Source organism: Pseudomonas idahonensis, from assembly GCF_037903935.1.
Lineage (GTDB): Bacteria > Pseudomonadota > Gammaproteobacteria > Pseudomonadales > Pseudomonadaceae > Aquipseudomonas > Aquipseudomonas danubii.
In genome coordinates this window covers 227,356-254,187 of record NZ_CP149586.1, presented here as the reverse complement: position 1 = coordinate 254,187, position 26,832 = coordinate 227,356, and the positions used below count along the sequence as shown (strand labels likewise).

Below are 26,832 nucleotides of genomic sequence, written 5' to 3'. Positions count from 1 at the left end.
AAATCGCGCCTCCCACACCCTGTAGCCGCTGCCGAAGGCTGCGATAAGGTCCGCAGGACCTTCCGAGGCCCTCAAGCGCGGCGTCTCCTTCGGAGCCGTTCGCAGCCTTCGGCAGCGGCTACACAGTGGATTCAGCAGCCGACAGTACGCCTCAGCCCTGCCATTTGCCGCCTTCGACAATCACGCTCTCAGGCGGGGTGTCATCGCTCAGCTCTTTGCGCACGTACTGGTCATACAGCTTGAGCAGGTACTTTTCTTCGCCCAGCTTGGCCAGTTCGGCATTCACCCAGTCCCGCAGTTCGATGTTGCCCTTCTTCACCGCCGGGGCAATCGGTGCCTGTTCGCCCAGGGTCTGGGGCAATACGCGGTAGCCCGGGTTCTGCTTGGACCAGCTGAACAGAATCAGGTTGTCCTGGGCATAGGCGTCGCCACGGCCATTGGCCAGGGCTTGCAGGGACTCGGTGTTTTTCTCGAACTTGAGCAGCTTCCAGTCCGGGTGGTTCTGGGTCAGCCAGATGTCTGCGGTGGTGCCGGTGGTGACGATGGTGGTGCGGCTTGCCAGGTCATCCAGGCTCTTCACCGGGCTGCCTTCGGGTACCAGGGCCTGCACCGCCACCTTGAGGTTGGGGTTGGTGAATTCCACCGCTTGCTTGCGCTCCGGGGTCACGGTCATGTTGGCCAGGATCAGGTCAACCTTGTCGCTCTGCAGGAAGGGAATGCGGCTGGCCGGTTCCACGGCGACGAACTCCACTTTGTTCTCGTCCCCCAACAGGTCCTTGGCGAACTGGCGGCCGATGTCGGTATCGAAGCCCACATAGCGCCCGGTCTCATCGACGAAACCGAACGGCGGCTTGTCGGTGAACACCCCGACGATCAGCTTGTCCCGGGCCTTGATCTTGTCCAGGTAACCGGCCGCCGGCGCGGCGCTGGCAGCGGTGGCCGCAGGCTTGGGTGCATCATTGGATTTATCGCAGCCGGCCAGCAGGGCCAGACCGAACAGCGGCAGTAACAACAGCGAAGACTTGGCAGTTTTCATAAGAGCTCCAGTTCCTTTTTAGGGGCTTTCTTGGGCAGTGCTTCAACGAACGAGAACTTCTCCAGGAACTGCTGCGCGCGTGCGCTCTGCGGGTTGGTGAAGAAAGCCTCGGGGGTGTTCTGTTCCACGATGCGCCCGCCATCCATGAACACGATGCGGTCGGCCACGGCCCGGGCGAAGGCCATTTCATGGGTGACGATCAACAGGGTCATGCCGTCCCGGGCCAGGCCCTGGATCACCTGCAGCACTTCCTTGACCATCTCCGGATCAAGGGCCGCGGTGACCTCATCGAACAGCATCACCTGGGGGTTCATGCACAACGAACGGACGATGGCGATGCGTTGCTGCTGGCCGCCGGACAGCTGCCGGGGAAAGGCCTCGCGCTTGTCCAGCAGGCCCACCCGCTCCAGCAGCGCTTCGGCCTGGGCCCGAGCTTCGCGGGGCTCGCGCTTTTGCACCTTGAGCGGCCCCAGGAGGAGGTTGTCCAGCACGTTCATGTGGGGGAACAGGTGATAGCTCTGGAACACCATGCCGATCTGCTGGCGCACCTGACGCCAGTCGGTGTCGGGGCTGAGCAGCTCGCGCCCGGCGAAACGCAGATGGCCACTGTGGGCGCTTTCCAGACCGTTGAGGCAACGCAGCAGAGTGCTCTTGCCGCAGCCGCTGGGGCCGAGGATGACGATCACCTCCCCCGCCGCCACGCTGAGGTCGACCTCCTTGAGCACCTGCTGCGGGCCGAAGAATTTGTTGAAACCCTGGAACTCGATCAATGCGCTCATGCTTGCGTCCAGCGCCGCTCCAGCACGCGGGAGGCGGCCGACAGCGGGTAGCAGATAAAGAAGAAAAACAGGAACAGAACGCCGTAGATCAGCACCGATTCGTAGGTGCGCTCGATGATCTGCTGGCCGACCTTGATCACGTCCACCACGCCGATCAGCACCGCCAGGGAACTGGTCTTGATGATTCGCGTGTAGACGTTGATGGTCGGCGGCGTCATGCGTTTCAGCGCCTGGGGCAGCAAGACGTAGCCGTACAGCTGGGCACCGGAGAGGCCAATGGACAGACCCGCTTCACGCTGGCCCCGGGGCAGGGATTGCAGGGCCCCGCGCACCACCTCGCCGACTTCGCTGGCGCCCCACAGCGACAGCACCAGCACCGCGCAGGTGAAACTGGGAATGCTGAGGCCGAAGAAAATCGGAAAGCCGAAGAACAGCAGGTACAACCAGACCAGCACCGGGATCGCTCGGAACAGCTCCAGGTAGATCCGCAGCGGCACATCCAGCACCTTGCGCTGCAAGCTGCGCAGCACGCCGTAGAGCACCCCGCCCAGGGTGCTGAAGGCAATGCTCAAAAGCGAAATCGACAAAGTCTGCGCAGCGCCCCGGGCCAGTTGCGGCAAGGACACCAGCAACAGCTCAAGACCCGAACTGGCCATGTTGCAACCTCCTTTCCAGACGGCTGAGCAACAGCGACAGCGGCAAGAACAACAGCACGCAGATCAGCGTCAGCACCGCGAGCATTTCGTAGGTCTTGTAGTACAGGGCGATGTAGCTCTTGGTGGTGTAGAGAATCTCCGGCACCGCCACCGCCGAAACCACGGTGGTTTCCTTGAGCAGGAAAATGAAATTGGCGAACAGCGACGGCAGGCTGAGGATCCCGGCCTGGGGCAGGATCACGTAGCGCAGCAACTGCCACTGCGACAGGCCGATGGAGCGCCCCGACTCCAGCTGCGCCTGGGGCACGGCTTCCACCCCGGCGCGCAGCACTTCGGTGAGGTAGGCGCCACCGAGAAAGGTCATGGTGATGATCGCCGCGGCAAAACCCGAGACCTTGATCCCCAGGGCCGGCAAGGCGAAGTAGACGAAGAACAGCTGGATCAACAGCGGTGTGTTGCGCGCCAGTTCCACGTACAGGCCGATCAGGCGGTGCAGGTAAGGGGTGCGAAACACCAGGACAGTGGCGTTGATCAGGGCTACCAGCAGCGAGGTGCCGATGGCGATCAGGCCGACCTGCAGGGTCACTCCCACGGCTTTGAGAAAGGCCGGCAGGGTGCTGAGGATAAAAGCGTAATCGAGGGTCATGAATCATCCTGAACGCCGCTGGGGTATAGCGACGGTGGTGCAGTCCGTGGGGCAGTGGGTAACCGCCCGGCTGCCGCGACTTTATAGCTATAAAAAGCAGAATTTAAATACCGTTAGAGCATATTGATATCACCCAAAAACCTAACCCGCGGATTTGCCGGGCTGGCGCCGGGCTACTACCTTTTCAACCGGGTCGAACGGAGCTTTCGCGCCCGCACCTCCACTGGACGCTACACCCCTCAAGGACGACCACCATGGCCGATACAAAGCCCCCGCAACCCCTGCCCCCCCATGAACTGATGAAGTGGCTGACGGCGTTGCGCCGCGCCACCCAAGCCACCGCCAAAAGCGCTCCACTTGTGTAAGCGCTGGCTTGCCAGCGAAGGCGCCCTTCAGGTTTGTACCCGGCCTGAGGACCTCTTCGCCGGCAAGCGGAACGCCGCCCGGCCGGCTCCTACGGCTTTTGCCGACGCAATAAAAAACGCCGACGCTGTGATAGCCGTCGGCGTTCAAACCTTGAAGGGGTTTGTCGCTTCAGTAGCCTAGTTCATCAGAACGCCGGCAGTACCGCGCCGCTGTATTTCTTCTCGATGAAGGCTTTGACCTCTGGGCTGGTCAGGGCCTTGGCCAGCTTCTGGATCGCCGCGCTGTCCTTGTTGTCCGGACGCGCCACCAGGTAGTTCACGTAAGGCGAATCGGCGCCTTCGATGACCAGCGCATCCTTGGCCGGGTTCAGGCCCGCTTCCAGGGCGTAGTTGGTGTTGATCATGTCCAGGTCAACCTGATCCAGGACCCGTGGCAGCATGGCCGACTCAAGCTCCTTGAACTTGAAGTTGTGCGGGTTCTTGGCGATGTCCTTGGGCGTGGACACGGCGTTCTTCGGGTCCTTGAGCTCGATCAGACCGGCCTTGTGCAGCAGGATCAGGGCACGGCCGCTGTTGCTGCCTTCGTTGGGGATGGCAATGGTGGCGCCATCTTTCAGCTCGGCCAGGGACTTGACCTTCTTCGAGTAGCCGCCGAAGGGTTCGACGTGCACACCGATCACGGTTTCCAGGTGAGTGCCCTTGCCTTCGTTGAAGTTCTTCAGGTACGGCAGGGTCTGGAAGTAGTTGGCGTCCAGACGCTTCTGATCGACCTGTACGTTGGGTTGCACGTAGTCGGTGAAAACCTTGATTTCCAGGTCCACGCCTTCCTTGGCCAGGGTGGGCTTGATCAGCTCGAGAATCTCGGCGTGGGGCACCGGGGTCGCGGCAACCACCAGCTTCTCGCCGGCCTGGGCAATACCGGCGCTCAGGGCTGCCGCCAGTGCGGTGAACAACAGAACTTTTTTCATGCAAGGTCCTTAGGTGTCGGGATCGACGACGGCTTCAAATGAGGTGCTTATCTGGGTGCCAGTGATGTGCCACTGCTGGCGTGAAGCGGACAATACCGAGATTTTTTATTCCCGAACAATATCTTTTATTCACGTTCATATTCCATTTTGTTCATACATCCCGCACCACCGCGCCCTGTAGCCGCTGCCGAAGGCTGCGATCGACGACGCAGTCGGCGCCAGGGGCATCGGGGCTATCCAGCAGGATCGTGGTGAACGGTTTTGCGTCTGCTGCGCAGCCGGTCGCAGCCTGCGGCAGCGGCTACACCGCCAGCAGGCGCTTGAGGGCCTGGCGATCCGCGTCTGAATCGCTCTCGGCGATCTGCCGCAGCAGCAGCTCGATCTGCTCCAGCGGCGAGCGCGTCGGCGGCAGGTTGAGGTGCTCGGGAAGAATTTCCTCGCCGCTGCTGACCAGCAGCGCAAAGTGAATGACGTTCTCCAGCTCCCGGGTATTGCCCGGCCAGCTGTGGCGCTCCAGGGCCTGTTGCGCGGCTTCGCTGATCAGCGGCACCGGCAGGTCCAGGCGCTGGCTGTAGATCCCCAGGAAATACTCGGCCAGGGACTCGATATCCCCGACCCGCTCGCGCAGCGCCGGCAGCTCCAACTGGCCCTCGCTGAGGTAGCGGTACAGGCGCTCATGAAACTTGCCCGCCGCCACCGCCTGGGCCAGGTCGATGCTGGTGGCCGCCACCAGGCGCACATCCACCGGGCTCGGTTGCTGGGCGCCGACCCGGGTCACTTCGTGGTTCTCCAGGGCTGCCAGCAGCTTGGTCTGGATCGGCAGCGGCAAGTCGCCGATCTCGTCCAGGTACAGGGTTCCGCCATTGGCCGAACCGAACCAGCCGGCCCGGCTGCTGGCGGAGCCGCTGAAGCTGCCGACGGCGTAGCCGAACAGCTCGGCGTCGGCGTACGTGGGGCTGATGGCGCCGCAGTTGACCGAGACAAACAGCCCGCTGCGGTCGCTGGCGCGGTGGATGTGTCGGGCCAGCAGTTCCTTGCCGGTGCCGGTTTCACCACGGATCAGCACCGAGATCGCACGGGGCGCCAGTTGCTCCAGCTCTTCACGCAGTTGTCGCGAACGTGGATCGACGAACACCAGCGCCTTGGCGCGGATGCTCAGGGGACTTTTTTCCGCATCGGGAAAGGTCAGCAGCGGCTGGCCGAAAGGGGTGTGAGGACTCATGGCAGACTCCCGCCCAAAACCGCCTGAGGACGGGGGCGTTTAAACAGGGAAAATACGGTCAGGCACGACGCAGGGCGTGTTGTTCCATGCGGTTCTGCAGGCGATAGAGATAGGCGAATCCCTGCTCCCAGCGCTGGTGGCCGGACTTGACGTTGATATGCCCGGCTCCCGCCAGAATCCCGGCTTCGGCGCCCCAGTCACGGGCCAGTTCCAGGGCACGCGGCGCGCTGACGGCGCTGTCGTTGTCCGAACTCACCACCTGGCTGGGGAACGGCAGCAGGTCCCGGGGAATCGGCGCGAAATTGCGCAGGGCCGGCGCACAGGCCGCACGCTCGACATCCGCCGGCGCCACCAGCAGCGCACCGCGCACCTGGCGCAGCGCTGCCGCGGGCGCGCGCGCCGCCCAGTGGGCCACGGTGATGCAACCCAGGCTGTGGGCAATCAGGATCACCGGGGTGTCGTCGATGGCGATGGCTTCGGCCAGGGCCGCCACCCAGTCTTCACGGCGCGGCGTCAGCCAATCGGCCTGCTCCACCCGCGCACTGTTGGGCAGGCTGTTCTGCCAATGGGTTTGCCAATGATCTTCTGGCGATCCTTGCCAGCCCGGCACAATCAAGTAGCGAATGGATTCGTTGCGCATGGGGAACTCTCCTGCTGCGTGTCTGTTCCCGGACGAGTATAGGGAGGGGATTTATATTCGTTAAGGAATAAGAAGCTATTTATTAATACCCCAAAAGAATATAAGACCTGCCTCCTTCAATCCTTTTGCCTGCGCGCAAACAATTCGTCGGCATCGAACTATCGGCCAAAAATATACGACTTTTTCTTGATCAAACCGGCTGGCTAGGATGAGAACCATCCGCCCCCGGGGTGCGTCATTCCAAGACTGTCACGGGGGATAAACCTCAACTCATTTGAGGCGTGGCCGCGATGAACATCGGTGAACCTTGGATGTGGGCTGCTTTCATCGTCTTCGTCATCGCCGTACTGGCGCTTGACCTGTTTGTCTTCGGTGGGCGCAAGGCCCATCGGGTTTCGGCCCGGGAGGCGCTGGCCTGGGTCATAGCCTGGGCCAGCCTGGCATTGGTCTTCGCCGGTCTGCTCTGGTGGTATCTGAACGATACGCTGGGTGCGCAAATCGCCCAGCGCAAAACCCTTGAGTTCCTCACCGGCTACCTGATCGAACAGTCACTGTCGATCGACAACATGTTCGTCTTCGTGATGATCTTCAGCTATTTCGCCGTACCGCCGCCATTGCAGCGGCGCGTGCTGCTGTACGGCGTACTCGGTGCCATCGTCATGCGTGCAGCAATGATTCTCGCCGGCGTCTGGCTGGTACAGGAGTTCGCCTGGCTGCTCTACGTCTTCGGAGTCCTGCTGGTCGTCACGGGCATCAAGATGCTGATCTTTGCCGAGCAACAACCCGACCTCGACAAAAACCCGATACTGCGCTGGATGCGCAAGCACTTGCGCGTCACCCAGGAGTTTCACGGCGAGCGTTTTTTTGTCATCCACAATGGCCTGCTCTGGGCGACGCCGATGTTCCTGGTGCTGGTGTTGATCGAGGCCAGCGACCTGATTTTTGCGGTCGATAGCATCCCGGCGATTTTCGCCGTGACCACCGATCCCTTCATCGTGTTCACCTCCAACATATTCGCCATCATGGGCCTGCGCGCCTTGTACTTCCTGCTCGCGGACATGGCTGAGCGGTTCCATCTGCTCAAGTACGGACTGGCCATAGTGCTGGTGTTTATCGGAAGCAAAATGCTGGCCGCGCCCTGGTTCCATATGCCGGTCCATTGGTCGCTGGCCATCGTCGGCGGCATCATCCTCAGTGCGGTGGTACTGAGCCTGACGCTGACCAGGAACAGAACACGCATCGCTGGCAAACCATGAGGTCTCAGGCACGCCCAGGAAGACGCTCAAAGTGTCTGGCAAAAAAAAAGGCCGCACCCTGCCAAGGAGACGGCCTGAAAAGTCGTGGCTTTGTTGCTCGGTGTCAGCGCGCGGTAATCACCGATAGCTTGGTGATGCCCGCACGCTCGATGGACGCCATGGCCCGGGCCACTTCCCCGTAGTTGACGCCATCGTCGGCCTGCAGCTGGACCCGCACTTGCGGGTCCTTGGCCTTGGCCGCTTGCAAGTTGGTTTCCAGCAGGTCCGGCTGGATCTCGTCCTTGTTGATAAAGAGTTTGCCGGCGCCGTCGATGCTCACCACCAGCGGGTCTTTCTGTTCCACCGGGGCCACGGCCTCGGTCTTGGGCAGGTTGATCGGGATGGCGTTGGTCAGCAGCGGCGCGGTGACGATGAACACCACCAGCAGTACCAGCATCACGTCCACCAATGGCGTGACGTTGATCTCGCTCAGCACCTCATCGCTGTCTTGGGTAGAGAAGGCCATATCAGGACGCCTCCTGCACTTTTTGCAGGCTGCCCTGGGCCGCAGCCTTGTGCAGGCTCGGGTGGATCAGCACGCGGAACGAGTTCTTCTGCGCCAGGCTGTAGAAGTCGTGGGCGAAGTCGTCCAGGTCCGCTGCGGTGAGCTTCAGGCGCCGCAGGAAGTAGTTGTAGACCAGCACCGCCGGCACTGCGACGGCGATCCCCACGCCGGTGGCCACCAAGGCCGCGCCGATGGGACCGGCCACGGTTTCCAGGCTCGCCGAGCCCGCCGCGCTGATGCCTTTCAGGGCTTCCATGATCCCCCACACGGTGCCGAACAGGCCGATAAAGGGCGAGGTGCTACCGATACTGGCGACCACCGCCAGGCCGCTTTCCAGGGAGCGGCGCTCGCGCACGATCTGCTGGCGCAGGGCACGTTCAAGGCGGTCCTGGTGGTTGATTGCCTGGCTCAGGTCCGCTGCATGGGGGGCGTCGCCAACCTGGATCGCCGCATAGCCGGCCTGGGCCACCCGGGCCGCCGCGCCGGGCTGGGTTTCACTCAGGGGAGCGGCGGAGTCGAGGCTGGACGCTGCCCAGAACTGATTGTGGAACTTGCGATCCTGGGACTTGAGACGAGCGAACTGCACGCCCTTGACCAGGGCCAGGCCCCAGGTGGCGACGGAGAAGACCACCAACAGCCAGATCACCGCGCTTTCGATGGATTCCAGTGGAGATGCCAGTAACGTCATGATGTGTTCCCTCTGTGTAAGCGTTTAGCGCGTGTTGGTTGATCGGCCTTGCGGTTCAATGAATCTTGAAGTCGATGGGTACGCTGACCCAGCCGTCCTGGGCCACGTCGCCCTGTTTGGCCGGAACGAAACTCCAGCGCTTGACCGCGGCCAGGGCCGCATCGTCGAGTTGCTGGCGACCGCTGCTCTTCTGGATCTGGATCTCCCCCGGCTTGCCGCTGGCCAGCACATGCACCCGCAGCAGCACCGTGCCTTCCCAGCCCCGGCGCTGAGCCAGGGACGGGTATTCCGGCGCCGGGTTCTTCAGGTACGCGGCACTGGCCGAAGCCGGCGTCACAGGGGCCGGGGCCGGCGGCGCGGGTGGCGCCGGAGCGGCTACCGGGGCGGCCGGCTGCGGCGGTGCCGGCGTCTGCTGCACCGGTTTGGGTGCAGGCTTCGGCTCGGGTTTGGGCACGGGCTTAGACTTGGGTTTAGGCACCGGCTTGGGCGGTGGCGGCTTGACCGCCAGCTCGTCCTCCACCGGAGGTGGTGGCTCCACCACTGGCTGTACCGGCACAGGCGGAGGCGGCTCCACCACGGGCGGCGCCGGGTGCGAGAACTCGATGGTCATGGGCGGGATTTCCGGCGGCACGATCGGCAGCACCGGGGTCGGCTTCTGGCTCAGCCAGTAGATCACCGCCGCATGCAGCAGCAGCGCCGCCGCGCCAAGGATGAATGCCTCCCGGCGGCGCAAAATTCCCTTGGGCGTGCGTTGCAGACGCAGTTGGCCCAGCGGCAAGCGGTGAGGCCGGCCGAGGTCGACCAACTCGCCGCTCGGTGCCTGGCGCCACAGCACCTCGTGTGCACTGGCGGCGGTCTGGACATTGCCCATGGATTCACTCCCTACGATCTTTTGAAAAACCCGGCACCGGCGTTTGAACACCCCCCACGCAACGGTGCCGCGGGGTCAATGATCAGTGCCCCACGCTTATCTCTTAAAGTAATCTTTCAAGTTATAGATAGATCGGAACGGAATATTGAATTCACCCGGAACAGCTCAGGCCACGTGATTCAAGGGCTGTAGCCAAGAGGGAAAAACGCCATGCCTTGCAGGCATTGAAAATATTCCTGCAAAGCATCGAAACAGGCCTGTTAGTGCAGAAAAACAATAGAATCCCATTGCACTCGAAACCAACTTAAGCGCCCATGTATTTAATTAACTTTACAAGCAGACACGACAAAGCCGCTGAACCGGCACGCCGCCTTATATAAGGCAACGCGTATTCAGCGGCTGTTTATTATCGAACTTGTTATTGCTTGACGAACTCGCCGCTCAGGCCGACCACATCGCCGCTGAAGTTGCTGCGGGCACCGGAGGCGCGCAACCGGGAATAGTTGTGATCGGGTGAGAACAGCGCCCAGGCCTGGTAACCGTAGCCATCGTTGTAGCCGGATACATTGATGATGGTCGGCTGCCCGGTGCTGTTCTGGAAGTGGTAATGCCCGGCGACGCTGTACTTGACCCCAGCCTGGGTCAACTCACCGCTGAACGAACCGTTGGAGTCGTTGCCGTCGGTCACGACCAGACGGGCGTCAGCGTTGGAGTTTACATAGGTTCCATTGATGCTCGACATAATGCGGGTTTCCTTATGCGGTTAAATGTTTCGTCCAATGAAGCAAGTTCCTCCTGGAACTCACAAACCCAGCATGGTCGGCGTTTATAACTCTGTCCAAAACAAACTTGCGCAATAACTAATTAAATAGTTATAGCCTGCAATCGGCTCTCTATAAGTTATGACCGAAACAAAAGCACTTATAACTTCCCGGTGTTTTCAACTTGCGGCTTGACGCTGGCCACTGCTCGCAACTGCTCTTGTAATGCCTTGCCGGCCCGACTTAGGCCACTGCCGGCATACAGCGCCAGGCGCACGCCCTGGATATCCGGCAAGCCGCTGGCGGCGTCGAGCATCCGATGGCCCTTGCCCAGCACCCGCACCGGCAACAGGCTGATGCCCAGGCCCGCCGCCACCGCCGAGCAGACACTGGCCAGGCTGGCGCTGGAATAGGCGATGCGCCACGGCCAGCCGCCGACTTCCAGGTGGTGGAGCATTTCCTGGCGATACAAACCGCCCACCGGGAACGCCACCAGCGGCAGCGGATCGCGGCCAAAGGCGGGCTGGCGAACGCTATCGACCCAGCACAGCGGCTCGGGCCAGGATTCCACGCAGTCGTCGCTGTGGCCCATCTGCTTGACCAGCAGCAGGTCGAACTCGCCACGGCGGAACTGGCGCAGCAACTCCGGTCCCAGACCACTGGTGACCTCCAGGCGCACCGCCGGATAGTCGCGGCCAAAGCGCGAGAGCATCGGCATCAGGCGCTCGGCGGCAAAGTCTTCCGGCACCCCCAGGCGCAGCACTTCCTCGCCGCGCTGGTTGATCAAGACGTCGCTGGCCTCCTCATGCAGAGCCAGGATGCGCCGGGCATAGGCCAGCAGGCGCTCGCCCTCCACCGTGGCCACCACCCGGCGCTGATCGCGGTCAAGCAACTGGCAGCCCAGGCTCTCCTCCAGGCGCCGCACCTGCTGGCTCACGGTGGACTGGGTCAAGTGCAGGCGCTCGGCCGCGCGGGTGAAGTTCTGGCAGTCGGCAACCGCCACGAAACTGCGCAGCAACACGGGATCGAACATTACTCATCACCATTCTGATAGCCACTGATTGGCATGATTATATTTAATTTCAGAATGCCCAAGGGCTTCACCATACTCCCCTTTCACCAGCAGGAACGGGAGGTTCCCATGCCACTCAAGCGGTCCTTCAAACGCGGCCTGATGGCCATAAGTCTGTTAACGGCGGGGGTGGTCATGGCCAGCGACAACTCGCTGCTGGATGCAGTACGCAAGGGTCGGTTACAGCAGGTACAGCAGCTGATCCAGCAAGGCGTAGCCCTCGATGATCGTGGCCTGGACGGCAGCAGCCCACTGCTGCTGGCCACCCGCGACAACCGCATCGACATCGCCCGCGCACTGATCGAAGCCGGGGCCGACGTCAACCGCAAGAACCTGATCCAGGACAGCCCCTACCTGCTGGCCGGCGCCAGCGGCCACAACGAAATCCTCAAGCTGACCCTGGCCCACGGCGCCGACCTCAAGAGCACCAACCGCTACGGCGGCACCGCCCTGATCCCAGCCTGCGAGCGCGGCCATGTGGAAACCGTGCGTCTGCTGATCGAAGCCGGCGTCGACCTGAACCACGTCAACCACCTGGGCTGGACCTGCCTGATGGAAGCCATCGTGCTGTCCGACGGCGGCCCGGCGCACCAGCAGATCGTCGCCCAGCTGATTGCCGCCGGTGCCGACCTGAACCTGCCGGATCGTGCCGGTATCAGCCCGCTGCAACAGGCCGAGCGCCGTGGCCAGAGCGCCATTGCCAAGCTGCTGCGCGATGCCGGCGCGGCGTAACCCCAGCCCCCTTTGAAGGAGCCCTCCATGCACGACGATCAGCACTACCTGCAACAGGCCGTGGCACTGGCCCGACGCAATGTCGAACAGGGCGGCCGCCCGTTCGGCGCGCTGCTGGTGCGCAACGGCCGGGTGCTGGCCGAGGCGGTGAATGAAATCCACCTCAGCCAGGACCCCACCGCCCACGCCGAAATGCTCGCCATCCGCGCCGCCAGCCAGCAACTGGGCCCGCGCCTGGACGACTGCGTGATCTACGCCAGCGGCCAGCCGTGCCCCATGTGCCTGGCCGCCATGTACCTGTGCGGCGTATCCCGCGCGGTGTTCGCCGCCAGCAATGAACAGGCGCAGCCATTCGGCCTGTCCACCGCGGCCATCTACCAAGAGCTGAGCCAGCCCCTGGAAGCACAGCGCTTGCCGCTGCTGCACCTGCCCCAGGCGGCCATGACCGCCCTGTACCAGGACTGGCAGGCGCGCCATGCAGCGAACTGAATCGGCCTTCAAGACCTTCGCCGGCTGGGCGCTGCTGGTGTGCCTGGGGCTGAACCTGCGCCCCATCCTTAGCTCGGTCAGCCCGTTGCTCAACGAGATTCGCGGCGCCACCGGCATGAGCTTCCAGAGCAGCGCCTGGCTCACCAGCCTGCCGGTGATCTGCATGGGCCTGGTGGCCTTGCTCGGGGTACGGATCGAAGCCCGTCTCGGCGAACGCCGCGGCGTGTCCCTGGGTTTGCTGCTGGTGCTGCTGGCCTGCCTGGTGCGGCTGTTCTTCGGCCAGGCCGCGGCCTTGCTCGCCACCGCCCTGCTCGGCGGCGCCGGAGTGGCCCTGATCCAGGCCCTGGTGCCAGCGCTGATCAAGCGCCAGTTCCAACAGCGGGTGGCCCTGGCCATGGGCGTCTACTCGGCCTCGCTGATGGGCGGTGGCGGCATCGCCGCCCTGCTCAGCCCGCAGGTGGCCAGCCACTTCGCCCACTGGCAAATGGGGTTGGGCATCTGGGTGCTGCCGGCCATGGCCGCCCTGCTGCTGTGGCTGTGCCTGCCCCTGGGCGCCGGACGCCGCAACGGCCCCCCGGTGCCCAGGGCCGGGCTCTGGAGCAACCGCCGCGCCTGGCTGCTGGCGTTGTATTTCGGCTTGGTGAACTGCGGCTACATGAGCATGGTGGCGTGGCTGCCGGCCTACTACCTGCAGCTGGGTTGGAGCGCCACCCAGAGCGGCTCGCTGCTGGCCTTCATGACGATTTTCCAAGTCACCGCCGCCCTGCTGATGCCGGCCCTGGCCCAGCGCAGCAGCGACCGCCGCCCGCTGCTGGGCATCAGCCTCGCGGCCCAGGCCGCAGGTTTTCTCGGACTGGTGCTGTGGCCCTTGCAGAGCCCGCACCTGTGGGTAGCGCTGATCGGCTTCGGCCTCGGAGCGTGCTTTGCCCTGAGCCTGATCCTGACCCTGGATCACCGCCGTGATCCCCGGGAAGCCGGACAACTGGCGGCGTTTGTCCAGGGCGTGGGCTTTCTGATCAACGCCGTCTCGCCGTGGCTAAGCGGCTGGCTGCGGCAAGTCACCGGCAGCTTTGTCAGCGCCTGGTGGGTGTTGATCGTCGGCGTCCTGGCGATGCTGCTGTTGACGCGAATCTTCAGCCCGGCCAGTTATCAGACCAGGGCCCAGCTCGACACAGCGCCACAACCGGCCTGACAGCGGTCCTCAAACCAACCGCCTGCCAGCGCAGCAGGCGGCTTTCTTTGTGTCACAACAGAACCATTCGTCTTTTCGACCGGCTAAGATCGGCCGCCGACGCCACCCGCGCCAACGAGTCCACCACTCAGCACAGGACAATGGAGAAGACATGGACGCTAAAACGATCAGCCGCTGGGTAAGCAACCTCGGGCTCAGCCATGCAGAACTGATCGCCCGGGGAGAGCGCATCGAGCGCCCGACGGGCAAGCTCTACGATGAATTCGAATGGCTGACCGTGGTCGTCGAGCCCGGCCTGATGCTGGACTTCTGGGAAGACAGCCTGGCCCTGGAAAAGGTACTGATCGAACTCATGCCCCTTGAACAGGGGCGCTCGTTCTACAGCGGCGAACTGCCCGCCCCGTTCTCACGCAGCATGACTCCCGAAGACATTCGCGACCTGCTCGGCACGCCCCTGCGCTCGGGGGAACGTAGGCCATCAGCAGATGGGCAATACATGCTCAACGCATGGGAGAGCTACCGCCTGCCGGAGCATCTCCACCCGAGTGCGCGGGTGGGTTTCGTCTATAGCGTCGACCTGACAATCAAAGTCCTGTCATTCGACTTGCTCGAGCCGCAGCGCGACTGATTCGCGCGACACCGCGTGGCTCTTGGAGACTTGCGGCGATCCGGTAGGCATCAGAGGACCGGCGCGAGATCGCCAAGCAAGGCCCTGCGGTCCTTTTCGCAGCCTCGCAGGCTCGGCAGCGGCTACAGGGAACGTGGAGGAAGACAGAGATAGGCCGGCCGGTAGGCCGCCGTCAGATTTTGATCTTGCTCTGGCTTTTGATCTGCCTGCCCCCTTAGACACGATGGCCGAACGCAGGCATTGAGCCGTGGGTAACCCGGCAGGACGCCGGGTTAGCCGCACTGGGCCAGGGATGGCCCATTGCGGCGGCCCACGGATCAATGCCGGAGTTCGGGCATGCCGAGCCTAGGCGAGGCACCGAGTGTAGGGGCAGGAGCCTTTGGTTACTTTGGGCTCTTCAAAGTGACTCGCTGTAAGAGCGAAACCATAAGTGGCCGTGACCGCAGCAACGGATATGCACACCCATAAGACCGCAACCTCAGGTTTCACGGCCGCTACGCGCCCGAGCGGGAGCCTGCTCCCTCGCCACATCATCATTCCTGGCTATGAACCGCCGGCATCTTTCGAGAAATAAATTATTGTAATCAGATAATTATTTATCAATAATTCGCCACCCCCAACGTTTTGCAAGGAATGACGCATGAACCCCCAAATAAATGGCTCAGCCCAGTACCGCTTACGACGGGTCGGCCTGCTGGCCGCGATCCTGGCCTGGGTCATGGGTGTGGTCGAGGTCGGCGGCAATGCCGGAATGTGGATCTACAACAAGGACCAGGTCCTGGGTGCCCTGCTCAGCGTCTTCGCCGACCACTCGCCGCGTCTGCTGGAAGCCGATTTCAAACTCTCTTCGCTGAGCTTCACCCTGCTGGTGATCCTCGACTTCCTGCCCTTGCTGCTGTCGAGCTTCGCCCTGTACCTGACCGGGGTGTTCTTCCTGCGCCTGTCGCGCGGCGAAACCTGGAGCGACCGCAACATCCGCATCCTCTGGCGCGTGGGCATGCTGTGGATCGTCGCCCCGGCCACCTTCCCGATGATGGAAACCCTGCAAGGCCTGGCCCTGTCCATCGACCTGCCGCCCGGCCAGCGCATTCTGCAGATCTCCGCGGGCTTCTCGTCCTACGCGGCCTATGAGGTGGTCAAAGGAATCTTGCTCTGCTCGTTTTCCATTATCATGCGCGACGCCAAAGTCCTCAGTGATGAGCACAGTCACTACATATAGAACAATGAGATGACCATTATCGTTCGGCTTGACGTTGTCATGGCTAAAAACAAGATTCGCTCCAAAGAGCTGGCCGCCATCCTGGGCATTACCGAGGCGAATCTGTCGTTGCTGAAAAATGGCAAGGTCAAGGGGATGAAAATCGAGACCCTGGACAAACTCTGCGCTGCACTCGACTGCCAGCCCGGTGACCTTCTGGAATACCAGGCCACCGAGCCCGCGTAACCCCCCGCGTTTGTTTGATCCGAGTCCCGTTCGTTAAAGCCTTACCACTCCTCACGTTGCACATTGGCTTATTCATGACTCGCTACCTGCTCTGCCCGCTGCTTTTACTCGCCTGTCTTTTGACCGGCTGCGCCAACAAACTCGAAGTGGCCATCGCCGCTACCCCGGCTCCGGACTACTACTTCGATCCCCAGGCCCCGGTGCTAGTGACCGTCAACGGCGCCAACGATGCCCACGGCCTCAACGCCAGCTACTACCTGCGCGACATGGTCGCGGCCCTGCACGGCATGGGCTTCAAGCAGGTCTACACCGAGACATCGCTGCCCAAGAACCCCCCACCGTTTCGCATGAACTTCACCCTCGATGTGGGCAGCGAAAAGACCAGCTACCGCTACACCGCCACCGACTACGGCCAGGTGCCCAGCAGCACCAAGACGGTGTGCAAGCAGAGCACCAAGAAGGACAAGAACCTGGTGTGCAACAGCACCCCGACCACCACCTGGGGCCCGGTGGGTTCCTCGGAGCGCACCGGCTACACCACCCTCAGCACCTTCAACATCAAGGCCAAGGACGAGCAGAGCCGGCGCACCGTGTTCCTGCTGCGGGCCTCGTCCTATAACGAGGACTGCCAGGACGCCAAGGTCGAGGACTTCCTGGTGCAGGAAAGCCTGAACAACCTGGACTTCAAAAACCGGGTGCAGCGCAAATACACCGTCACCCTGCCCGAAGGTCACAGCTGCAACTAAGCGCCTACCGCGCACCGGGCGACACGCCTACAATCGCCCCTCGCCGCCCGCCCGATCCCCCTCGCGCGGGCGCAGCCCCCTCAACGACAAGGCGCAGGTCGAACATGCCCCTGGACTGGAATGCCTGGGAAATAGAACCCGGATCGGCGGTGGACGAACAGCTGATCGCCCAGGTGCAGCAACGCCTCGGCGTCGAGTTCCCGGCGCTGTACCTGGAGCTGGTGCAGTACGCCGCGGCCGCCACGCCGGGGATCGGCACCTTCCCCTATGGCAACGACTACGCCTGCATCAGCGAGTTCTTCGAATTCGGCCTGGACAACCAACCCTGGAGCCTGCTCTGGTACGCCAGCCCCGGCCGCGTGCCAGGGCTCGCCGCCGGTTGCCTGCCGATTGCCCGGGATGCCGGTGGCCTGCTGATTTGCCTGGACTTCAACAGCCCGCGGGTGGCGGTGGAAGTCTTCGATCCCGAGAGCGCCAGGCGCTACCCGGTGGCGGCCGACTTCAAGGCCTTTGTCGAGCTGTGGCAGCCATGAACACAGCGCGCAAATGGATAGTCGTGCCCACCAACCAAGAGGCCCAGCAACGCCTGGATCTGGACCAGTGCCTGCCGGGCGACCTGGAGGAACTGGCCCTGTCCCCGGAGCAGTGGGCGGTGCTGTCGCGCAGCGACCTGCTACCGAGCCTGAACCGCGCCCTGGGCAGCCTGATCGACGACTACGAAGACGCCTCGATCCAGGGCCAGGCCGCCCTGGCCACGGCCCTGTCGATCCTGATGCAGGCCGCGACGCCCGAGGATGAACTTATCCACAGGCTGATCGCCCTGAATCGACTGGCCCTGGAACGGGATACCGGCCTGTACTTCTACTTCTGAGGCCGTCGGCCAAAACCGCCTCGTCCAGCCAGCTCGCCTGCGCCACACTCACCGTCGTTTCCGAGCGTGACATGCCCTGGGGGCTCTGCGGCGCGAGGTCCGTGAAGCCGGGTTTCAGAAGTCGTAGCGGCCTGTGACGCCCAGGGTTCGCGGCGTGCCCAGCAGGCCTTCGTAACCACCGTTGCCGCCGGTCCAGAGGGTGGTGTAGTAGGTTTTGTCGAAGGCGTTCTTCAGCCACAGTGAGACGTCCCACTGACCCTGCTCGTAGTTGCCGCGCAGGCCGGTGGACAGGTTGACCACGGCGTAGCTGGGGATCTGCCCGTAGTCGGAATCCTCCACGGTGCCCACCGCTTTGGAACGGAACGCATAGCTGGCGGTGACGTACTCTTCCAGGCCGTTATCCAGGTTCCACTTGTACTCGCCGTTGGCGTTGCCGATCCATTTCGAAGCACCCACCACCTGGTGGCCGCTGAGGTCGCAGGACGCCGGTGCGCCAGGACGCAGGCTGACTTCCGGCGGGCACGGCGCATCCTTGTAGGACAGGTAGCGCACGTCGTTGTAGGAGCCGTTGAGGTTCAGGGTCAGGCCGCGAATCGGCACCAGGGTGCTTTCCACCTCTACCCCGCGCGAGCGCACCGAACCGGCGTTGGTCAGGTACTGCACGCGATTGGCGTCGTCGTAGGCGTTGGTCTGGTAGCCATTGACCTGGGTCCAGAAAAGGTTGGCGTTGAGTTGCAGGCGACGGTCCCACAGGGTGCTCTTGAAGCCCAGTTCCGCGTTGTTGGCGCGCTCGGTGCCGATCAACAGCGAGTCGGCCCCGGCGGTCGGCGCCGAGCCCACGACCAGATTGACTCCGCCGGACTTCTCGCCGTGGGACAGGGTGGCGTAACCCAGCAGGTCATCGGTGAAGCGGTAGCTGAGGTTGAGTAGGCCCGAAGGGCTGGTGCTGTACTGGTTGAGGTCACCGGAGTCATAGGCTCCGGTGCGTCCGCGACGGGCATTGGCGGCAGCCCCGGCCACTGCCGCGCCACCCAGCGGAGCGTTGCGGGTGACCCAGGCACTTTTTTCCTCGTAGGTGCCCCGCAAGCCAGCGGTGAAATCCAGGCGCTCGGTGAGGTGCCAGGTGCCCTGGGCGAACAGGGCGAAGCTGTTGGTCTGGATGTGCCCGTTGCCGATGCTGGTGACGTTGCTCAAGGCACCGGCCGGGGTGCCGTTCCAGATGTCCGCCTTGGGCCCGTAATAGGCGAAGGATTTGTTGTCCAGGTCGGAGCCGAAGTAGTAGGCGCCCAGCACGTAGTCGAAGAAGCCGCCAGTGGGCGAGGCCAGTCGGAATTCCTGGGACCACTGTTTGTCTTCCACTGAAACCCCGGCGTTGTAGGTAGCCGCCACGTTGAGGCCATCGTCGTTGCGCGGAGTGAAGTTCCACCAGCGGTAGGAACTGACCGAGGTCAGCGTGAAGTCGCTGGGCAGGGTCCAGTTGGCCTCAAGCGAAGTGCCGCCCTGGAACACCGTGACATGCTGGTCGTTGTCCAGGTTGACCTTGCGGTGCGAACCGTTGACCAGGGTCGCCCCGGCCGCCGCTGCACGCGACTCATAGACATTGGTGCCGTTGATGGTCGGCCCGGTGCTGTACAGCACCCGGGTGCCGGCACTGGAATCCTCTTCGTTGTAGTCGCCGATCCAGCGCAGGTTGAAGCTGTCATTGGGCTTGTACAGCAACTGCCCGCGAAAGCCCTGGCGGGAGCCGCCATTCAGATCGTGGCCGTCGAACTCGTTCTTGATGTCGCCGTCGCTGCGGGTGCGGTAGGCGGAAAAACGCCCCGCCAGCTCATCGCTCAGCGGCCCGGAAATCGTGCCCTTGGTCTGGAAGTAGCCGTCTTCGCCGAGGGAGGTTTCGATGCTGCGCTCCGGGGTGAAGCTCGGCGCCCGGGTGCCGATGTTGATCACCCCGGCGGTGGTGTTCTTGCCGAACAGAGTGCCCTGGGGACCGCGCAGCACTTCCAGCTGTTCGATGTCCATCAGGTCGAACACCGCCATCCCCGGGCGTCCCAGATAGACGTTGTCGATGTACAGCCCGACGCTGCCTTCCAGGCCGTCGCTGGCCGGGTTGTTGCCCAGGCCACGGATCGACACGCTGGACTGGCGCGCATGCATGTAGGCGACGTTGACGCTGGGCACCAGTTGCTGCAGATCCTGGATGCGATACACCCGCTGGCTCTCCAGGGCCTGGCCGCTGACCACGCTCATCGGCGTAGGCACGCTCTGCGAGCTTTCCTCGCGGCGGCGAGCCGTCACGGTCACCGTTTGCAACTGGCCATCGTCGGCCTGGGTCTTGTTGGCGCTGCTCTTGGCCGGCGCGGTGTCTGGCGCCGGGGCCTCTTCGGCCCAGGTCGGTGTCCAACTGGCGCTACCGGCCAGCAACAGCGCCAGGGGCAGGCGCTTGAGCCGCCGGGGCGAGAGGGGTGACGCGAGGGACAACGGGCTCATGGGCGGCTCCTGGTCAGAAAATATACAGCCTCGTATATTCCTTAAAGTTATTTATTTATGTTTTTACAAAGATTTACTGCATAAGAGATTGCCTTTATAAGGAGTCGACCTAATGCATAGCCAATGCATTTCCCCGATATTTTTTATGTGAAAAATGCATATCGATCTGCGCCAGCTCCGTCACTTCATCGCCCTCGCCGAGCAGCGCAGCTTTGTCGCGGCCGCGGCGGCGGTGAACCTCTCGCAATCGGCCTTCAGCCGCAGCATCCAGGCCCTGGAACACAGCGTCGGTTGCCAGCTGGTGGATCGCGGGCGCAAGGACCTGGCGCCGACCAAGCAGGGCCAGTTGCTGCTGGAACATGCGCGTCGGCTGGTCAGTGGAGCCCAGCAGATGGCCAACGAGATCAGCCAGTTCAATGGCCTGGAGGCGGGAGAGTTGCGTTTCGGCTGCGGCCCGGCCCCAGCCTCGGGGTTGATTCCCCGGGCCATCGGCAGCTTTATCGGGCGCTACCCCAAGGCCCGGGTGCAGTTCCAGGTGGATGACTGGCAAAGCCTGAGCAAGCGCCTGCTCAGCGAAGAGTTCGAGTTCTTCGTCGCCGACACCCGCCACTTCGAAGCCGACCCGGATTACCTGACCCAGCGCCTGCGCCCACGCAAATGGCATTTCTGCTGCCGCGCCGGGCATCCCCTGGCCCAGCGCGCCAGCGTCAGCGCCAGTGAGCTGATGAGCTACCCGCTGGCGGTGACCATCCGCCCGCCGAACCTGCGCAAAGTGATTGTCGACCTGAGCGGCAAGCCGGACTTCACGCCCAACGTGGAATGCGAAAACAGCTACAGCCTGCTGGGCGTGGTCATGCGCTCGGACGCCATCGGCATCGTCGGCTCCTACAGCGATGCCTTGCACAACGCCAAGGGCGAACTGGTGTGCCTGAAGATCGACGGCCTGGCCGATGACCTGGAAGAGCTCTACACCCGCTACGGCATCGTCAGCCGCGCCGGCTACCGCCTGTCGCCCCTGGCGGCGGCGATGATCGAAGAGATCAAGGCCATCGACGAACAGGACGAAGCGCTGCCGTCCCTCGACAACCTGGCCGTCTGAGCCCCTGACTGGCGTCCTGCCCCGACACTCGCCCCCTGCGCTTGCACCTGTAGCCGCTGCCGAGCCTGCGAGGCTGCGAACGAGGACGCAGTCCTCGCCCCGGCCATCCACGGCAAATCCCCGGCGGCCGCTGCGCGGCCGATCGCAGTCTGCGGCAGCGGCTACAAGGACCTGAGCGATGCACGCCCTGCATCAAAACTATTCGGCAAATGCGCTTGCCGGGAGGCCCCGCCGGAGGCGAAAAAACTCGCCTGTCTTCCCCTCGGTGAACCCCATGTCCAATACCCATCCGCACGTGCGCAACGTGCTCTACATCATGTGCGACCAGCTGCGCCGGGATTACCTCTCGTGCTACGGCCACCCGCACCTGCACACCCCGAACATCGATCGCCTGGCCACCGTCGGGGTGCGCTTCAGCCGCGCCTACACCCAGGGCACCATCTGCGGCCCATCACGGATGTCGGCCTACACCGGGCGCTATGTCAGCAGCCATCAGGTGGCGTGGAACGCCGTGCCCCTGCCCCTGGAGGAACTGACCCTGGGGGACTACCTGCGGCCCCACGGCATTCGCACCGCGCTGGTGGGCAAGACCCACGCCACGCCCAACCTCGATGCCCTGCAACGCCTGGCCATCGACCCCGAAAGCCCCCAGGCCGAGGCGCTCAACGAAGTCGGCTTCGAGCCCTACTTGCGCCACGACGGCATCTACCCCGACGACCCGCTGTTCGATGACAAACGCGAGTCGGCGCCCTACACCCATTACCTGCGCAAGCTGGGCTATGACGGGCGTAACCCCTGGCACGACTGGGCCAATGCTGGAGCCGGCGAGCAGGGGCAGATCCTCAGCGGCTGGAAGATGCGCAACGCGCACCTGCCGGCCCGGGTCGCCGAGGAACATTCGGAAACCGTCTACACCACCGACCGCGCCATCGACTTCATCAGCGAACAGGGCGAGCAACCCTGGTGCCTGCACCTGTCCTACATCAAGCCGCACTGGCCCTACATCGCCCCCGCGCCCTACCACGCCCTGTATGGCCCCGAGCAGGTCATCCCGGCCGTGCGCGCGGCGCCTGGGCAGCTCAGCGATCACCCGGTCTACGCCGCCTTCCGCCAGCATGAAGAAAGCCTGAATTTTTCCCGGGATGAAGTGCGCCTGAACGTGGTGCCAACCTACATGGGGCTGATCAAGCAGGTGGACGATCAGTTGGGCCGACTGTTCGATTTCCTCCAGAGCAACGGCCGCTGGGACGACACTTTGATCGTCTTCACCAGCGACCATGGTGACTTCCTTGGCGATCACTGCCTGGGGGAAAAGGAGTTTCTGCTGGAGCCGGCGGTGGGCGTGCCGCTGATTGTTCGCGACCCGCGCGCGGCGGCGGACAGCAGCCGCGGCACGGTGGATGAACGCCTGGTGGAAACCATCGACGCCCTGCCGACCTTTCTTGAGGCCCTGGGCCTGCCGGGAGCCGAACATCGCCTGGAAGGCCGCTCGCTGATCCCGCTGCTGCACGGCGCGGAACCGAACTGGCGCCGCTACGCCATCAGCGAATACGACTACGCCTTCCAGGCCCCGGCCCGGGAGCGCCTGGGCCAGCCCATCGACCGCTGCCGCATGACCATGGTGCGCAGCGAACGCTGGAAGTACCTGGCCTATGACGGCTTTCGCCCACAGCTGTTCGACCTGCACAACGACCCCCAGGAGCTGCATGACCTGGGGGCGGACCCGGCCTATGCCGCGGTGCGTGAAGAACACCTGGGGTATCTGCTGCAATGGCTGCGCGGCCTGAAACGCCGCACCACCATCAGCCATGAAGAGATCGACCTGCGGGGCCAGCGTTTCCGCTACGGCGAACCGGAAAGCGAAAAGCTGGTGCAGATCGGCGTGTGGTAACCCCCTCCCACGCCTGCACCTTCACCCGTAGGAGCCGGCTTGCCGGCGAACAAGCCCTTGAGCCTTGCAGCGCTCTCTGGGACGTCTTCGCTGGCAAGCCAGCTCCTACAGCGGGCAAGTCCATCGCGTGAATTCTCGTAGGAGCCGGCTTGCCGGCGAAGAGGCCCTTGAGCCTTGCAGCGCTCTCTGGGGCGCATTCGCTGGCAAGCCAGCTCCTACAGCGGGCAGGTTCATCGGGTAAATGCCCGTGGGGCGGGTCAGAGGCCTTTGATGGTCTGGCTGCGCTGGCCATGCACGCCCACCGGGACATCGCCCTTGAGGGTCACGCGGCGCACGATGCGGTCCTGGGTGCCGTAATCGTCCACGGCGTAGTGCTGGGTCGAGCGGTTGTCCCAGATCGCTACGTCACCGGCGCTCCAGCGCCAGCGCACGGTGTTTTCCAGGCGGGTGACGTGGCTTTGCAGCAGGTTGAACAGGTGCGCCGAATCGGCCTGGGAATAGCCCTTGATGCGCTTGACGAAGTGCCCCAGCACCAGGCTCTTTTCGCCGCTTTCGGGGTGCACGCGGACGATCGGGTGTTCAGTCTCGAATACGGTGGAGGTGAAGACTTTGCGGTAACGCTCCAGCTTCTCCGCCGAGACATCAGGCTTGGCCCCGGCGTAGTCGTATTCGTTGCTGTGCACCGCCCAGAGCTTGTCCGCCAGCTCACGCAGTTCCGCCGAGAGTTCGTTGTACGCGGTGGCGGTGTTGGCCCACACCGTATCGCCACCGGAAGCCGGGGCCACCACCGAACGCAGGATCGAGGCTTTCGGGTAGGCGTCGACGAAGGTCACGTCGGTGTGCCAGGAGTTGGCCCGCTGACCCTCGGCGCCGTCCAGTTCCAACAGGTAGCGGGTGCCATCGCGCACCGGCACGGTGGGGTGGGCCACCGGTTCGCCCAGCAGGTGGGAGAAGGCTTCCTGGCTCTGGTCGTCGAGGTGGGTCTGGCCACGGAAGAAAATCACCTTGTATTGCACCAGCGCCTGCTGGATGGCGTCCACGGTGCCGGCGTCGAGGTCGCCGGACAATTGCACGCCACGGATCTCGGCGCCGATGCGACCGGCCACCGGGTGGATATCAAGGGCATCAACAGCGGGTTTAACGGCTAAGGCGGCATTGCTCATCAGGTACACCCTCATCGACTGCTTACGGTGGGAACCGCCGCGAAACAACGCTCTATCTATATTCAATTTGGATCTAATAGATAACTACATGCTTCGTTGACGGAATAAGAGCTTGCATTTAAAACCTCATTCCTCACTCGTCGCAAATGCCTTCGAGCTATTTTTCGGATGCCGGGAAAGCATATGGATCTTCGCCAATTGCGTTACTTCATCGCCCTCAATGAACACCGCAGTTTTGTCCGTGCCGCCGACGCCATGGGCATCACCCAACCGGCCTTCAGCCGCAGTATCCAGGGCCTGGAGCAGGAGTTCGGCTGCGTACTGGTGGACCGTGGCAACAAGGATCTGCGCCCCACCCCGGAAGGTCAGGTGGTGCTGCAGCACGCCTTGAGCCTGGTGCAGGGCGCGGCCTTGCTCAGCAGCGAAGTGACCCAGATGACCAAGCTCGATGCCGGCGAGGTGCGCTTCGGCTGCGGCCCGGCGCCGGCGGTGAAACTGGTGCCCGACGCGGTGGCGCAGTTCAGCAGCGCCCACCCCAAGGTGCGCACCTGCTTTGCCGTGGATAACTGGGAGAAACTCAGCCGCAGCCTGAACCGCGAAGAGATCGAATTCTTTATCGCCGACATCCGCCATTTCGAGGCCGACCCGAACTACCAGACCCAGCCGCTGACGCCCAAGCGCGGGGTGTTCTTCTGCCGCCCCGGGCACCCGCTGCTGGCCAAGGAAAGCCTGTCCACCAACGACATGTTCGACTACCCCCTGGCCACCACCCTGATCCCTCCGGGGATTCGCAAGCTTTTGGCCAACCTCAGCGGACGCATCGACTTTTCACCGACCATCGAGACTGAACACTTTCCGGCGCTGGTGAAGATCGTCCGCCAGTCCAATGCCATTGGCGTGGGCACCGCCGAGGCCTTTGCCGAAGACATCGAACAGGGGTCGCTGGTGCTGCTGCACTGGCGCAACCTGCCACAGAACATCGAAAGCCTGAATGCCCGCTGCGGCATCGTCAGCCGCAGCGGTTTTCGCCTGTCGCCAGCGGCGCGCAAGTTGATCGAAGTGCTGGTGGCGGTCGACCAGCAAACCCACGGCATCGCCGTCTAACCCTGTAGCCGCTGCCGCAGGCTGCGAACGACGACGCAGTCGGCGCAAGAGGCACCCGGTTCCTCCAGATAAACCGCGTTGCCGGCCCAGCGCCCCCCACGGTGCCGAACGCAGCCTTGTAGCCGCTGCCGCAGGCTGCGAACGACGACGCAGTCGGCGCAAGACGGCACCCGGTTCCTCCAGGTAGACCGCGTTGCCGGCCCCGGCGGCCCCTACGGTGCCGGGCGCAGCCTGCGGCAGCGGCTACAGGGGTTCAGGAAGGGGGTTACAGGCCGGCGGCGGCGAGCGGTGGGGCGACCCAGGCCTCCACCTTGAACGGCTTGCGGATCAATCGTTCCTTGGCCGCCAGATCCACCGAATCCTGCAATTTGCCGAGGAACACAGGGTCCAGGGTCGAGGGGAAGATCTCACTCAGGCGCTGGTCCTTGAGGTCTTCCTGCAAGATCACCGGCGGGTAGCTGGCCAAGCCTGACACCAGCTGGATATAGGCGTCCTTGTTGCTGTCCTGGGTCAGCCACTCTACGGCCTGCTGCTGGGCCTTGAGCAGTTTTTCAACGGCTTCGGGGTGCTCGTCGACAAATTTGCCGGCGCCCACCAGCACGCTCTGCACGCTGCCGGCGCCGCCCAGGTCCTTGGTGCTCAGGGGCAGTTCGGCCAGCCCCTTGCTGCGCAGGGCGGAAAGCCCGGTGCTGCCCCAGGAGGCGTCGATCTGCTTGGCCGCCAGGGCCGCCACCGCCGCGTTGAAGTCGAGGTTGACCACTTTCAGGTCCTTCTCGCTCAGGCCCCGGCTGGCCAGGGCGGCATCGAACGACAGCTGGGTGGCGGTGCCACGGAACACCGCCACGCGCTTGCCCTTGAGGTCTTCCAGGGTCTTGATCCCCGAGCCCGGCACCACCCCCAGGTAATGCTTGACCCCACGGGCCGAGGCGCTGAGCAAACGCGTATCCAGGCCATTGGACTTGCCGATGATGGCCGCCAGATCCCCGAGATAGGCCAGGTCCACCTGGCCGTTGGCGAAGGCCTCGTTGATCACCGGCCCCGCGCCCTTGAAGAAATTCCACTGGATCTTAATGTCCTGGTCGGCAAAGGCCTTTTCGAAGATCTGCTGCTGACGCAGCACGTCCACCACTCCACCACCACTGTGCTGGGTGCCGGCGCTGAGGTCGGGCACGGCAATGCGGATTTCCTTGAGCTCAGCGGCCTGGGCCAGCAGCGGCAGACAACCCAGCAGTCCCGCCAGGGCCGGCGCGGCGAACAGGCTGATCACGCGTTTGAAGGGAAGGTTCATGGGTGCGGCTCCTGATGGCAAAGGCTGTGAGGAGCAGAAGGTAGGCACGGAATCGATCAACATTTAAATACTATAAATTCACATTTTAATAACTCATTCGAATAAATCAGTGCCCACGGGCATCCCCGGGAACATGCATGAAATGCATGAAAAATATTCTTCAAATGCATTGGATGCGTGTCGGGCAGAAGCCT

At 63.3% G+C, this 26,832-nt stretch carries 28 protein-coding genes; 13 read left to right on the top strand and 15 right to left on the bottom strand.

Going from position 1 to position 26,832, the window contains the following annotated elements; genetic code table 11:
* Positions 1-151: 151 nt before the first annotated feature.
* The 7 genes from WIN67_RS01170 to WIN67_RS01140 all read right to left on the bottom strand — a co-directional run bounded on the left by WIN67_RS01170 (position 152) and on the right by WIN67_RS01140 (position 6,312).
* The gene (locus WIN67_RS01170) at positions 152-1,036 is read right to left on the bottom strand and encodes a transporter substrate-binding domain-containing protein (RefSeq protein ID WP_102882722.1); all 885 of its coding nucleotides are present in this window, start codon (positions 1,034-1,036) and stop codon (positions 152-154) included.
* On the bottom strand, positions 1,033-1,815 hold the full coding sequence (locus WIN67_RS01165) for an amino acid ABC transporter ATP-binding protein (RefSeq protein ID WP_102882721.1): 783 nt from the start codon (positions 1,813-1,815) through the stop codon (positions 1,033-1,035). Before WIN67_RS01165 ends, WIN67_RS01170 begins: the two co-directional genes overlap by 4 nt.
* On the bottom strand, positions 1,812-2,471 hold the full coding sequence (locus WIN67_RS01160; protein WP_011058612.1) for an amino acid ABC transporter permease: 660 nt from the start codon (positions 2,469-2,471) through the stop codon (positions 1,812-1,814). Before WIN67_RS01160 ends, WIN67_RS01165 begins: the two co-directional genes overlap by 4 nt.
* Positions 2,452-3,117 (bottom strand): amino acid ABC transporter permease, encoded by a 666-nt coding sequence (locus WIN67_RS01155; RefSeq protein ID WP_102862620.1) that lies wholly within the window; start codon positions 3,115-3,117, stop codon positions 2,452-2,454. The genes WIN67_RS01160 and WIN67_RS01155 overlap by 20 nt, the downstream gene beginning before the upstream one ends.
* Positions 3,118-3,667: 550 nt before the next feature.
* Entirely contained in the window at positions 3,668-4,450 is a 783-nt protein-coding gene (locus WIN67_RS01150) for a MetQ/NlpA family ABC transporter substrate-binding protein (RefSeq protein ID WP_102882719.1), read from the bottom strand.
* A gap of 301 nt (positions 4,451-4,751) precedes the next feature.
* Entirely contained in the window at positions 4,752-5,672 is a 921-nt protein-coding gene (locus tag WIN67_RS01145) for a sigma 54-interacting transcriptional regulator (protein ID WP_339070513.1), read from the bottom strand.
* Between the two features lie 58 nt (positions 5,673-5,730).
* Complete coding sequence (locus tag WIN67_RS01140; protein ID WP_102862617.1) at positions 5,731-6,312, bottom strand: alpha/beta hydrolase; 582 nt, start codon at positions 6,310-6,312, stop codon at positions 5,731-5,733.
* A 290-nt stretch (positions 6,313-6,602) separates the two neighbouring features.
* On the opposite strand from WIN67_RS01140, the gene WIN67_RS01135 reads away from it, so the two are divergent.
* Positions 6,603-7,568 carry a TerC family protein gene (locus tag WIN67_RS01135; protein WP_170002587.1) on the top strand — a complete coding sequence of 322 codons (966 nt, stop codon included), beginning with the start codon at positions 6,603-6,605 and terminating at the stop codon, positions 7,566-7,568.
* Positions 7,569-7,671: 103 nt separating this feature from the next.
* Here WIN67_RS01135 and WIN67_RS01130 read toward each other — a convergent pair whose 3' ends face one another.
* The 5 genes from WIN67_RS01130 to WIN67_RS01110 form a co-directional block, all read right to left on the bottom strand.
* The gene (locus WIN67_RS01130) at positions 7,672-8,073 is read right to left on the bottom strand and encodes an ExbD/TolR family protein (protein WP_011058607.1); all 402 of its coding nucleotides are present in this window, start codon (positions 8,071-8,073) and stop codon (positions 7,672-7,674) included.
* Position 8,074: 1 nt separating this feature from the next.
* Entirely contained in the window at positions 8,075-8,800 is a 726-nt protein-coding gene (locus WIN67_RS01125; protein ID WP_110595298.1) for a MotA/TolQ/ExbB proton channel family protein, read from the bottom strand.
* Between the two features lie 55 nt (positions 8,801-8,855).
* Positions 8,856-9,671 (bottom strand): energy transducer TonB, encoded by an 816-nt coding sequence (locus WIN67_RS01120; RefSeq protein ID WP_339070510.1) that lies wholly within the window; start codon positions 9,669-9,671, stop codon positions 8,856-8,858.
* Positions 9,672-10,089: 418 nt separating this feature from the next.
* The gene (locus WIN67_RS01115) at positions 10,090-10,413 is read right to left on the bottom strand and encodes a hypothetical protein (protein ID WP_016963092.1); all 324 of its coding nucleotides are present in this window, start codon (positions 10,411-10,413) and stop codon (positions 10,090-10,092) included.
* Positions 10,414-10,592: 179 nt separating this feature from the next.
* Positions 10,593-11,465, bottom strand: coding sequence for a LysR family transcriptional regulator (locus tag WIN67_RS01110; protein WP_110595296.1), 873 nt, complete (start codon positions 11,463-11,465; stop codon positions 10,593-10,595).
* A gap of 108 nt (positions 11,466-11,573) precedes the next feature.
* Here WIN67_RS01110 and WIN67_RS01105 point away from each other — a divergent pair, with 108 nt between their 5' ends.
* From WIN67_RS01105 to WIN67_RS01065, 9 genes are all read left to right on the top strand, one after another.
* Positions 11,574-12,236: an ankyrin repeat domain-containing protein gene (locus WIN67_RS01105; protein WP_123391831.1), complete on the top strand. Its 663-nt coding sequence runs from the start codon at positions 11,574-11,576 to the stop codon at positions 12,234-12,236.
* A gap of 27 nt (positions 12,237-12,263) precedes the next feature.
* Positions 12,264-12,725: a nucleoside deaminase gene (locus WIN67_RS01100; protein WP_102862610.1), complete on the top strand. Its 462-nt coding sequence runs from the start codon at positions 12,264-12,266 to the stop codon at positions 12,723-12,725.
* Positions 12,712-13,917, top strand: coding sequence for a CynX/NimT family MFS transporter (locus tag WIN67_RS01095; protein ID WP_339070509.1), 1,206 nt, complete (start codon positions 12,712-12,714; stop codon positions 13,915-13,917). The genes WIN67_RS01100 and WIN67_RS01095 overlap by 14 nt, the downstream gene beginning before the upstream one ends.
* Before the next feature lie 151 nt (positions 13,918-14,068).
* On the top strand, positions 14,069-14,545 hold the full coding sequence (locus tag WIN67_RS01090; RefSeq protein ID WP_339070508.1) for a DUF6392 family protein: 477 nt from the start codon (positions 14,069-14,071) through the stop codon (positions 14,543-14,545).
* A gap of 640 nt (positions 14,546-15,185) precedes the next feature.
* Complete coding sequence (locus WIN67_RS01085) at positions 15,186-15,764, top strand: hypothetical protein (protein ID WP_102882711.1); 579 nt, start codon at positions 15,186-15,188, stop codon at positions 15,762-15,764.
* A gap of 9 nt (positions 15,765-15,773) precedes the next feature.
* Positions 15,774-15,989, top strand: coding sequence for a helix-turn-helix domain-containing protein (locus WIN67_RS01080; RefSeq protein WP_011058598.1), 216 nt, complete (start codon positions 15,774-15,776; stop codon positions 15,987-15,989).
* A 74-nt stretch (positions 15,990-16,063) separates the two neighbouring features.
* Positions 16,064-16,735, top strand: coding sequence for a hypothetical protein (locus tag WIN67_RS01075; RefSeq protein WP_102882710.1), 672 nt, complete (start codon positions 16,064-16,066; stop codon positions 16,733-16,735).
* A gap of 104 nt (positions 16,736-16,839) precedes the next feature.
* Positions 16,840-17,268, top strand: a complete 429-nt coding sequence (locus WIN67_RS01070) for an SMI1/KNR4 family protein (RefSeq protein ID WP_213664537.1) — start codon at positions 16,840-16,842, stop codon at positions 17,266-17,268.
* 23 nt (positions 17,269-17,291) lie between these two features.
* The gene (locus tag WIN67_RS01065; protein WP_339070507.1) at positions 17,292-17,606 is read left to right on the top strand and encodes a hypothetical protein; all 315 of its coding nucleotides are present in this window, start codon (positions 17,292-17,294) and stop codon (positions 17,604-17,606) included.
* A 114-nt stretch (positions 17,607-17,720) separates the two neighbouring features.
* On the opposite strand, the gene WIN67_RS01060 is transcribed toward WIN67_RS01065, so the two are convergent.
* A complete protein-coding gene (locus tag WIN67_RS01060; RefSeq protein WP_339070506.1) occupies positions 17,721-20,093 on the bottom strand; it encodes a TonB-dependent receptor in 2,373 nt (790 codons plus the stop codon).
* 154 nt (positions 20,094-20,247) lie between these two features.
* Between WIN67_RS01060 and WIN67_RS01055 the strand changes: the two genes are divergently transcribed.
* Both WIN67_RS01055 and WIN67_RS01050 read left to right on the top strand, forming a co-directional pair.
* Positions 20,248-21,192 (top strand): LysR family transcriptional regulator, encoded by a 945-nt coding sequence (locus WIN67_RS01055; RefSeq protein WP_110651204.1) that lies wholly within the window; start codon positions 20,248-20,250, stop codon positions 21,190-21,192.
* A gap of 274 nt (positions 21,193-21,466) precedes the next feature.
* Positions 21,467-23,083 carry an alkaline phosphatase family protein gene (locus WIN67_RS01050; protein ID WP_339070505.1) on the top strand — a complete coding sequence of 539 codons (1,617 nt, stop codon included), beginning with the start codon at positions 21,467-21,469 and terminating at the stop codon, positions 23,081-23,083.
* Between the two features lie 257 nt (positions 23,084-23,340).
* On the opposite strand, the gene WIN67_RS01045 is transcribed toward WIN67_RS01050, so the two are convergent.
* Entirely contained in the window at positions 23,341-24,246 is a 906-nt protein-coding gene (locus tag WIN67_RS01045) for a TauD/TfdA dioxygenase family protein (RefSeq protein ID WP_110651294.1), read from the bottom strand.
* Between the two features lie 183 nt (positions 24,247-24,429).
* Between WIN67_RS01045 and WIN67_RS01040 the strand changes: the two genes are divergently transcribed.
* A complete protein-coding gene (locus WIN67_RS01040; protein ID WP_102862601.1) occupies positions 24,430-25,350 on the top strand; it encodes a LysR family transcriptional regulator in 921 nt (306 codons plus the stop codon).
* A gap of 265 nt (positions 25,351-25,615) precedes the next feature.
* Here the strand turns inward: WIN67_RS01040 and WIN67_RS01035 are convergent, their stop codons facing one another.
* Complete coding sequence (locus WIN67_RS01035) at positions 25,616-26,638, bottom strand: ABC transporter substrate-binding protein (protein WP_339070504.1); 1,023 nt, start codon at positions 26,636-26,638, stop codon at positions 25,616-25,618.
* Positions 26,639-26,832 lie beyond the last annotated feature (194 nt).

Bases quoted from the DNA above. Each gene is read 5' to 3' on its own strand.
- WIN67_RS01110 (WP_110595296.1), bottom strand. From the start codon at position 11,465: ATGTTCGATCCCGTGTTGCTGCGCAGTTTCGTGGCGGTTGCCGACTGC.
- WIN67_RS01105 (WP_123391831.1), top strand. From the start codon at position 11,574: ATGCCACTCAAGCGGTCCTTCAAACGCGGCCTGATGGCCATAAGTCTG.
- WIN67_RS01115 (WP_016963092.1), bottom strand. From the start codon at position 10,413: ATGTCGAGCATCAATGGAACCTATGTAAACTCCAACGCTGACGCCCGT.
- WIN67_RS01040 (WP_102862601.1), top strand. From the start codon at position 24,430: ATGGATCTTCGCCAATTGCGTTACTTCATCGCCCTCAATGAACACCGC.
- WIN67_RS01160 (WP_011058612.1), bottom strand. From the start codon at position 2,471: ATGGCCAGTTCGGGTCTTGAGCTGTTGCTGGTGTCCTTGCCGCAACTG.
- WIN67_RS01095 (WP_339070509.1), top strand. From the start codon at position 12,712: ATGCAGCGAACTGAATCGGCCTTCAAGACCTTCGCCGGCTGGGCGCTG.
- WIN67_RS01070 (WP_213664537.1), top strand. From the start codon at position 16,840: ATGCCCCTGGACTGGAATGCCTGGGAAATAGAACCCGGATCGGCGGTG.
- WIN67_RS01125 (WP_110595298.1), bottom strand. From the start codon at position 8,800: ATGACGTTACTGGCATCTCCACTGGAATCCATCGAAAGCGCGGTGATC.
- WIN67_RS01120 (WP_339070510.1), bottom strand. From the start codon at position 9,671: ATGGGCAATGTCCAGACCGCCGCCAGTGCACACGAGGTGCTGTGGCGC.
- WIN67_RS01045 (WP_110651294.1), bottom strand. From the start codon at position 24,246: ATGAGCAATGCCGCCTTAGCCGTTAAACCCGCTGTTGATGCCCTTGAT.
- WIN67_RS01055 (WP_110651204.1), top strand. From the start codon at position 20,248: ATGCATATCGATCTGCGCCAGCTCCGTCACTTCATCGCCCTCGCCGAG.
- WIN67_RS01140 (WP_102862617.1), bottom strand. From the start codon at position 6,312: ATGCGCAACGAATCCATTCGCTACTTGATTGTGCCGGGCTGGCAAGGA.
- WIN67_RS01155 (WP_102862620.1), bottom strand. From the start codon at position 3,117: ATGACCCTCGATTACGCTTTTATCCTCAGCACCCTGCCGGCCTTTCTC.
- WIN67_RS01135 (WP_170002587.1), top strand. From the start codon at position 6,603: ATGAACATCGGTGAACCTTGGATGTGGGCTGCTTTCATCGTCTTCGTC.
- WIN67_RS01145 (WP_339070513.1), bottom strand. From the start codon at position 5,672: ATGAGTCCTCACACCCCTTTCGGCCAGCCGCTGCTGACCTTTCCCGAT.
- WIN67_RS01050 (WP_339070505.1), top strand. From the start codon at position 21,467: ATGTCCAATACCCATCCGCACGTGCGCAACGTGCTCTACATCATGTGC.
- WIN67_RS01170 (WP_102882722.1), bottom strand. From the start codon at position 1,036: ATGAAAACTGCCAAGTCTTCGCTGTTGTTACTGCCGCTGTTCGGTCTG.
- WIN67_RS01150 (WP_102882719.1), bottom strand. From the start codon at position 4,450: ATGAAAAAAGTTCTGTTGTTCACCGCACTGGCGGCAGCCCTGAGCGCC.
- WIN67_RS01080 (WP_011058598.1), top strand. From the start codon at position 15,774: ATGACCATTATCGTTCGGCTTGACGTTGTCATGGCTAAAAACAAGATT.
- WIN67_RS01035 (WP_339070504.1), bottom strand. From the start codon at position 26,638: ATGAACCTTCCCTTCAAACGCGTGATCAGCCTGTTCGCCGCGCCGGCC.
- WIN67_RS01165 (WP_102882721.1), bottom strand. From the start codon at position 1,815: ATGAGCGCATTGATCGAGTTCCAGGGTTTCAACAAATTCTTCGGCCCG.
- WIN67_RS01090 (WP_339070508.1), top strand. From the start codon at position 14,069: ATGGACGCTAAAACGATCAGCCGCTGGGTAAGCAACCTCGGGCTCAGC.
- WIN67_RS01085 (WP_102882711.1), top strand. From the start codon at position 15,186: ATGAACCCCCAAATAAATGGCTCAGCCCAGTACCGCTTACGACGGGTC.
- WIN67_RS01060 (WP_339070506.1), bottom strand. From the start codon at position 20,093: ATGAGCCCGTTGTCCCTCGCGTCACCCCTCTCGCCCCGGCGGCTCAAG.
- WIN67_RS01075 (WP_102882710.1), top strand. From the start codon at position 16,064: ATGACTCGCTACCTGCTCTGCCCGCTGCTTTTACTCGCCTGTCTTTTG.
- WIN67_RS01130 (WP_011058607.1), bottom strand. From the start codon at position 8,073: ATGGCCTTCTCTACCCAAGACAGCGATGAGGTGCTGAGCGAGATCAAC.
- WIN67_RS01100 (WP_102862610.1), top strand. From the start codon at position 12,264: ATGCACGACGATCAGCACTACCTGCAACAGGCCGTGGCACTGGCCCGA.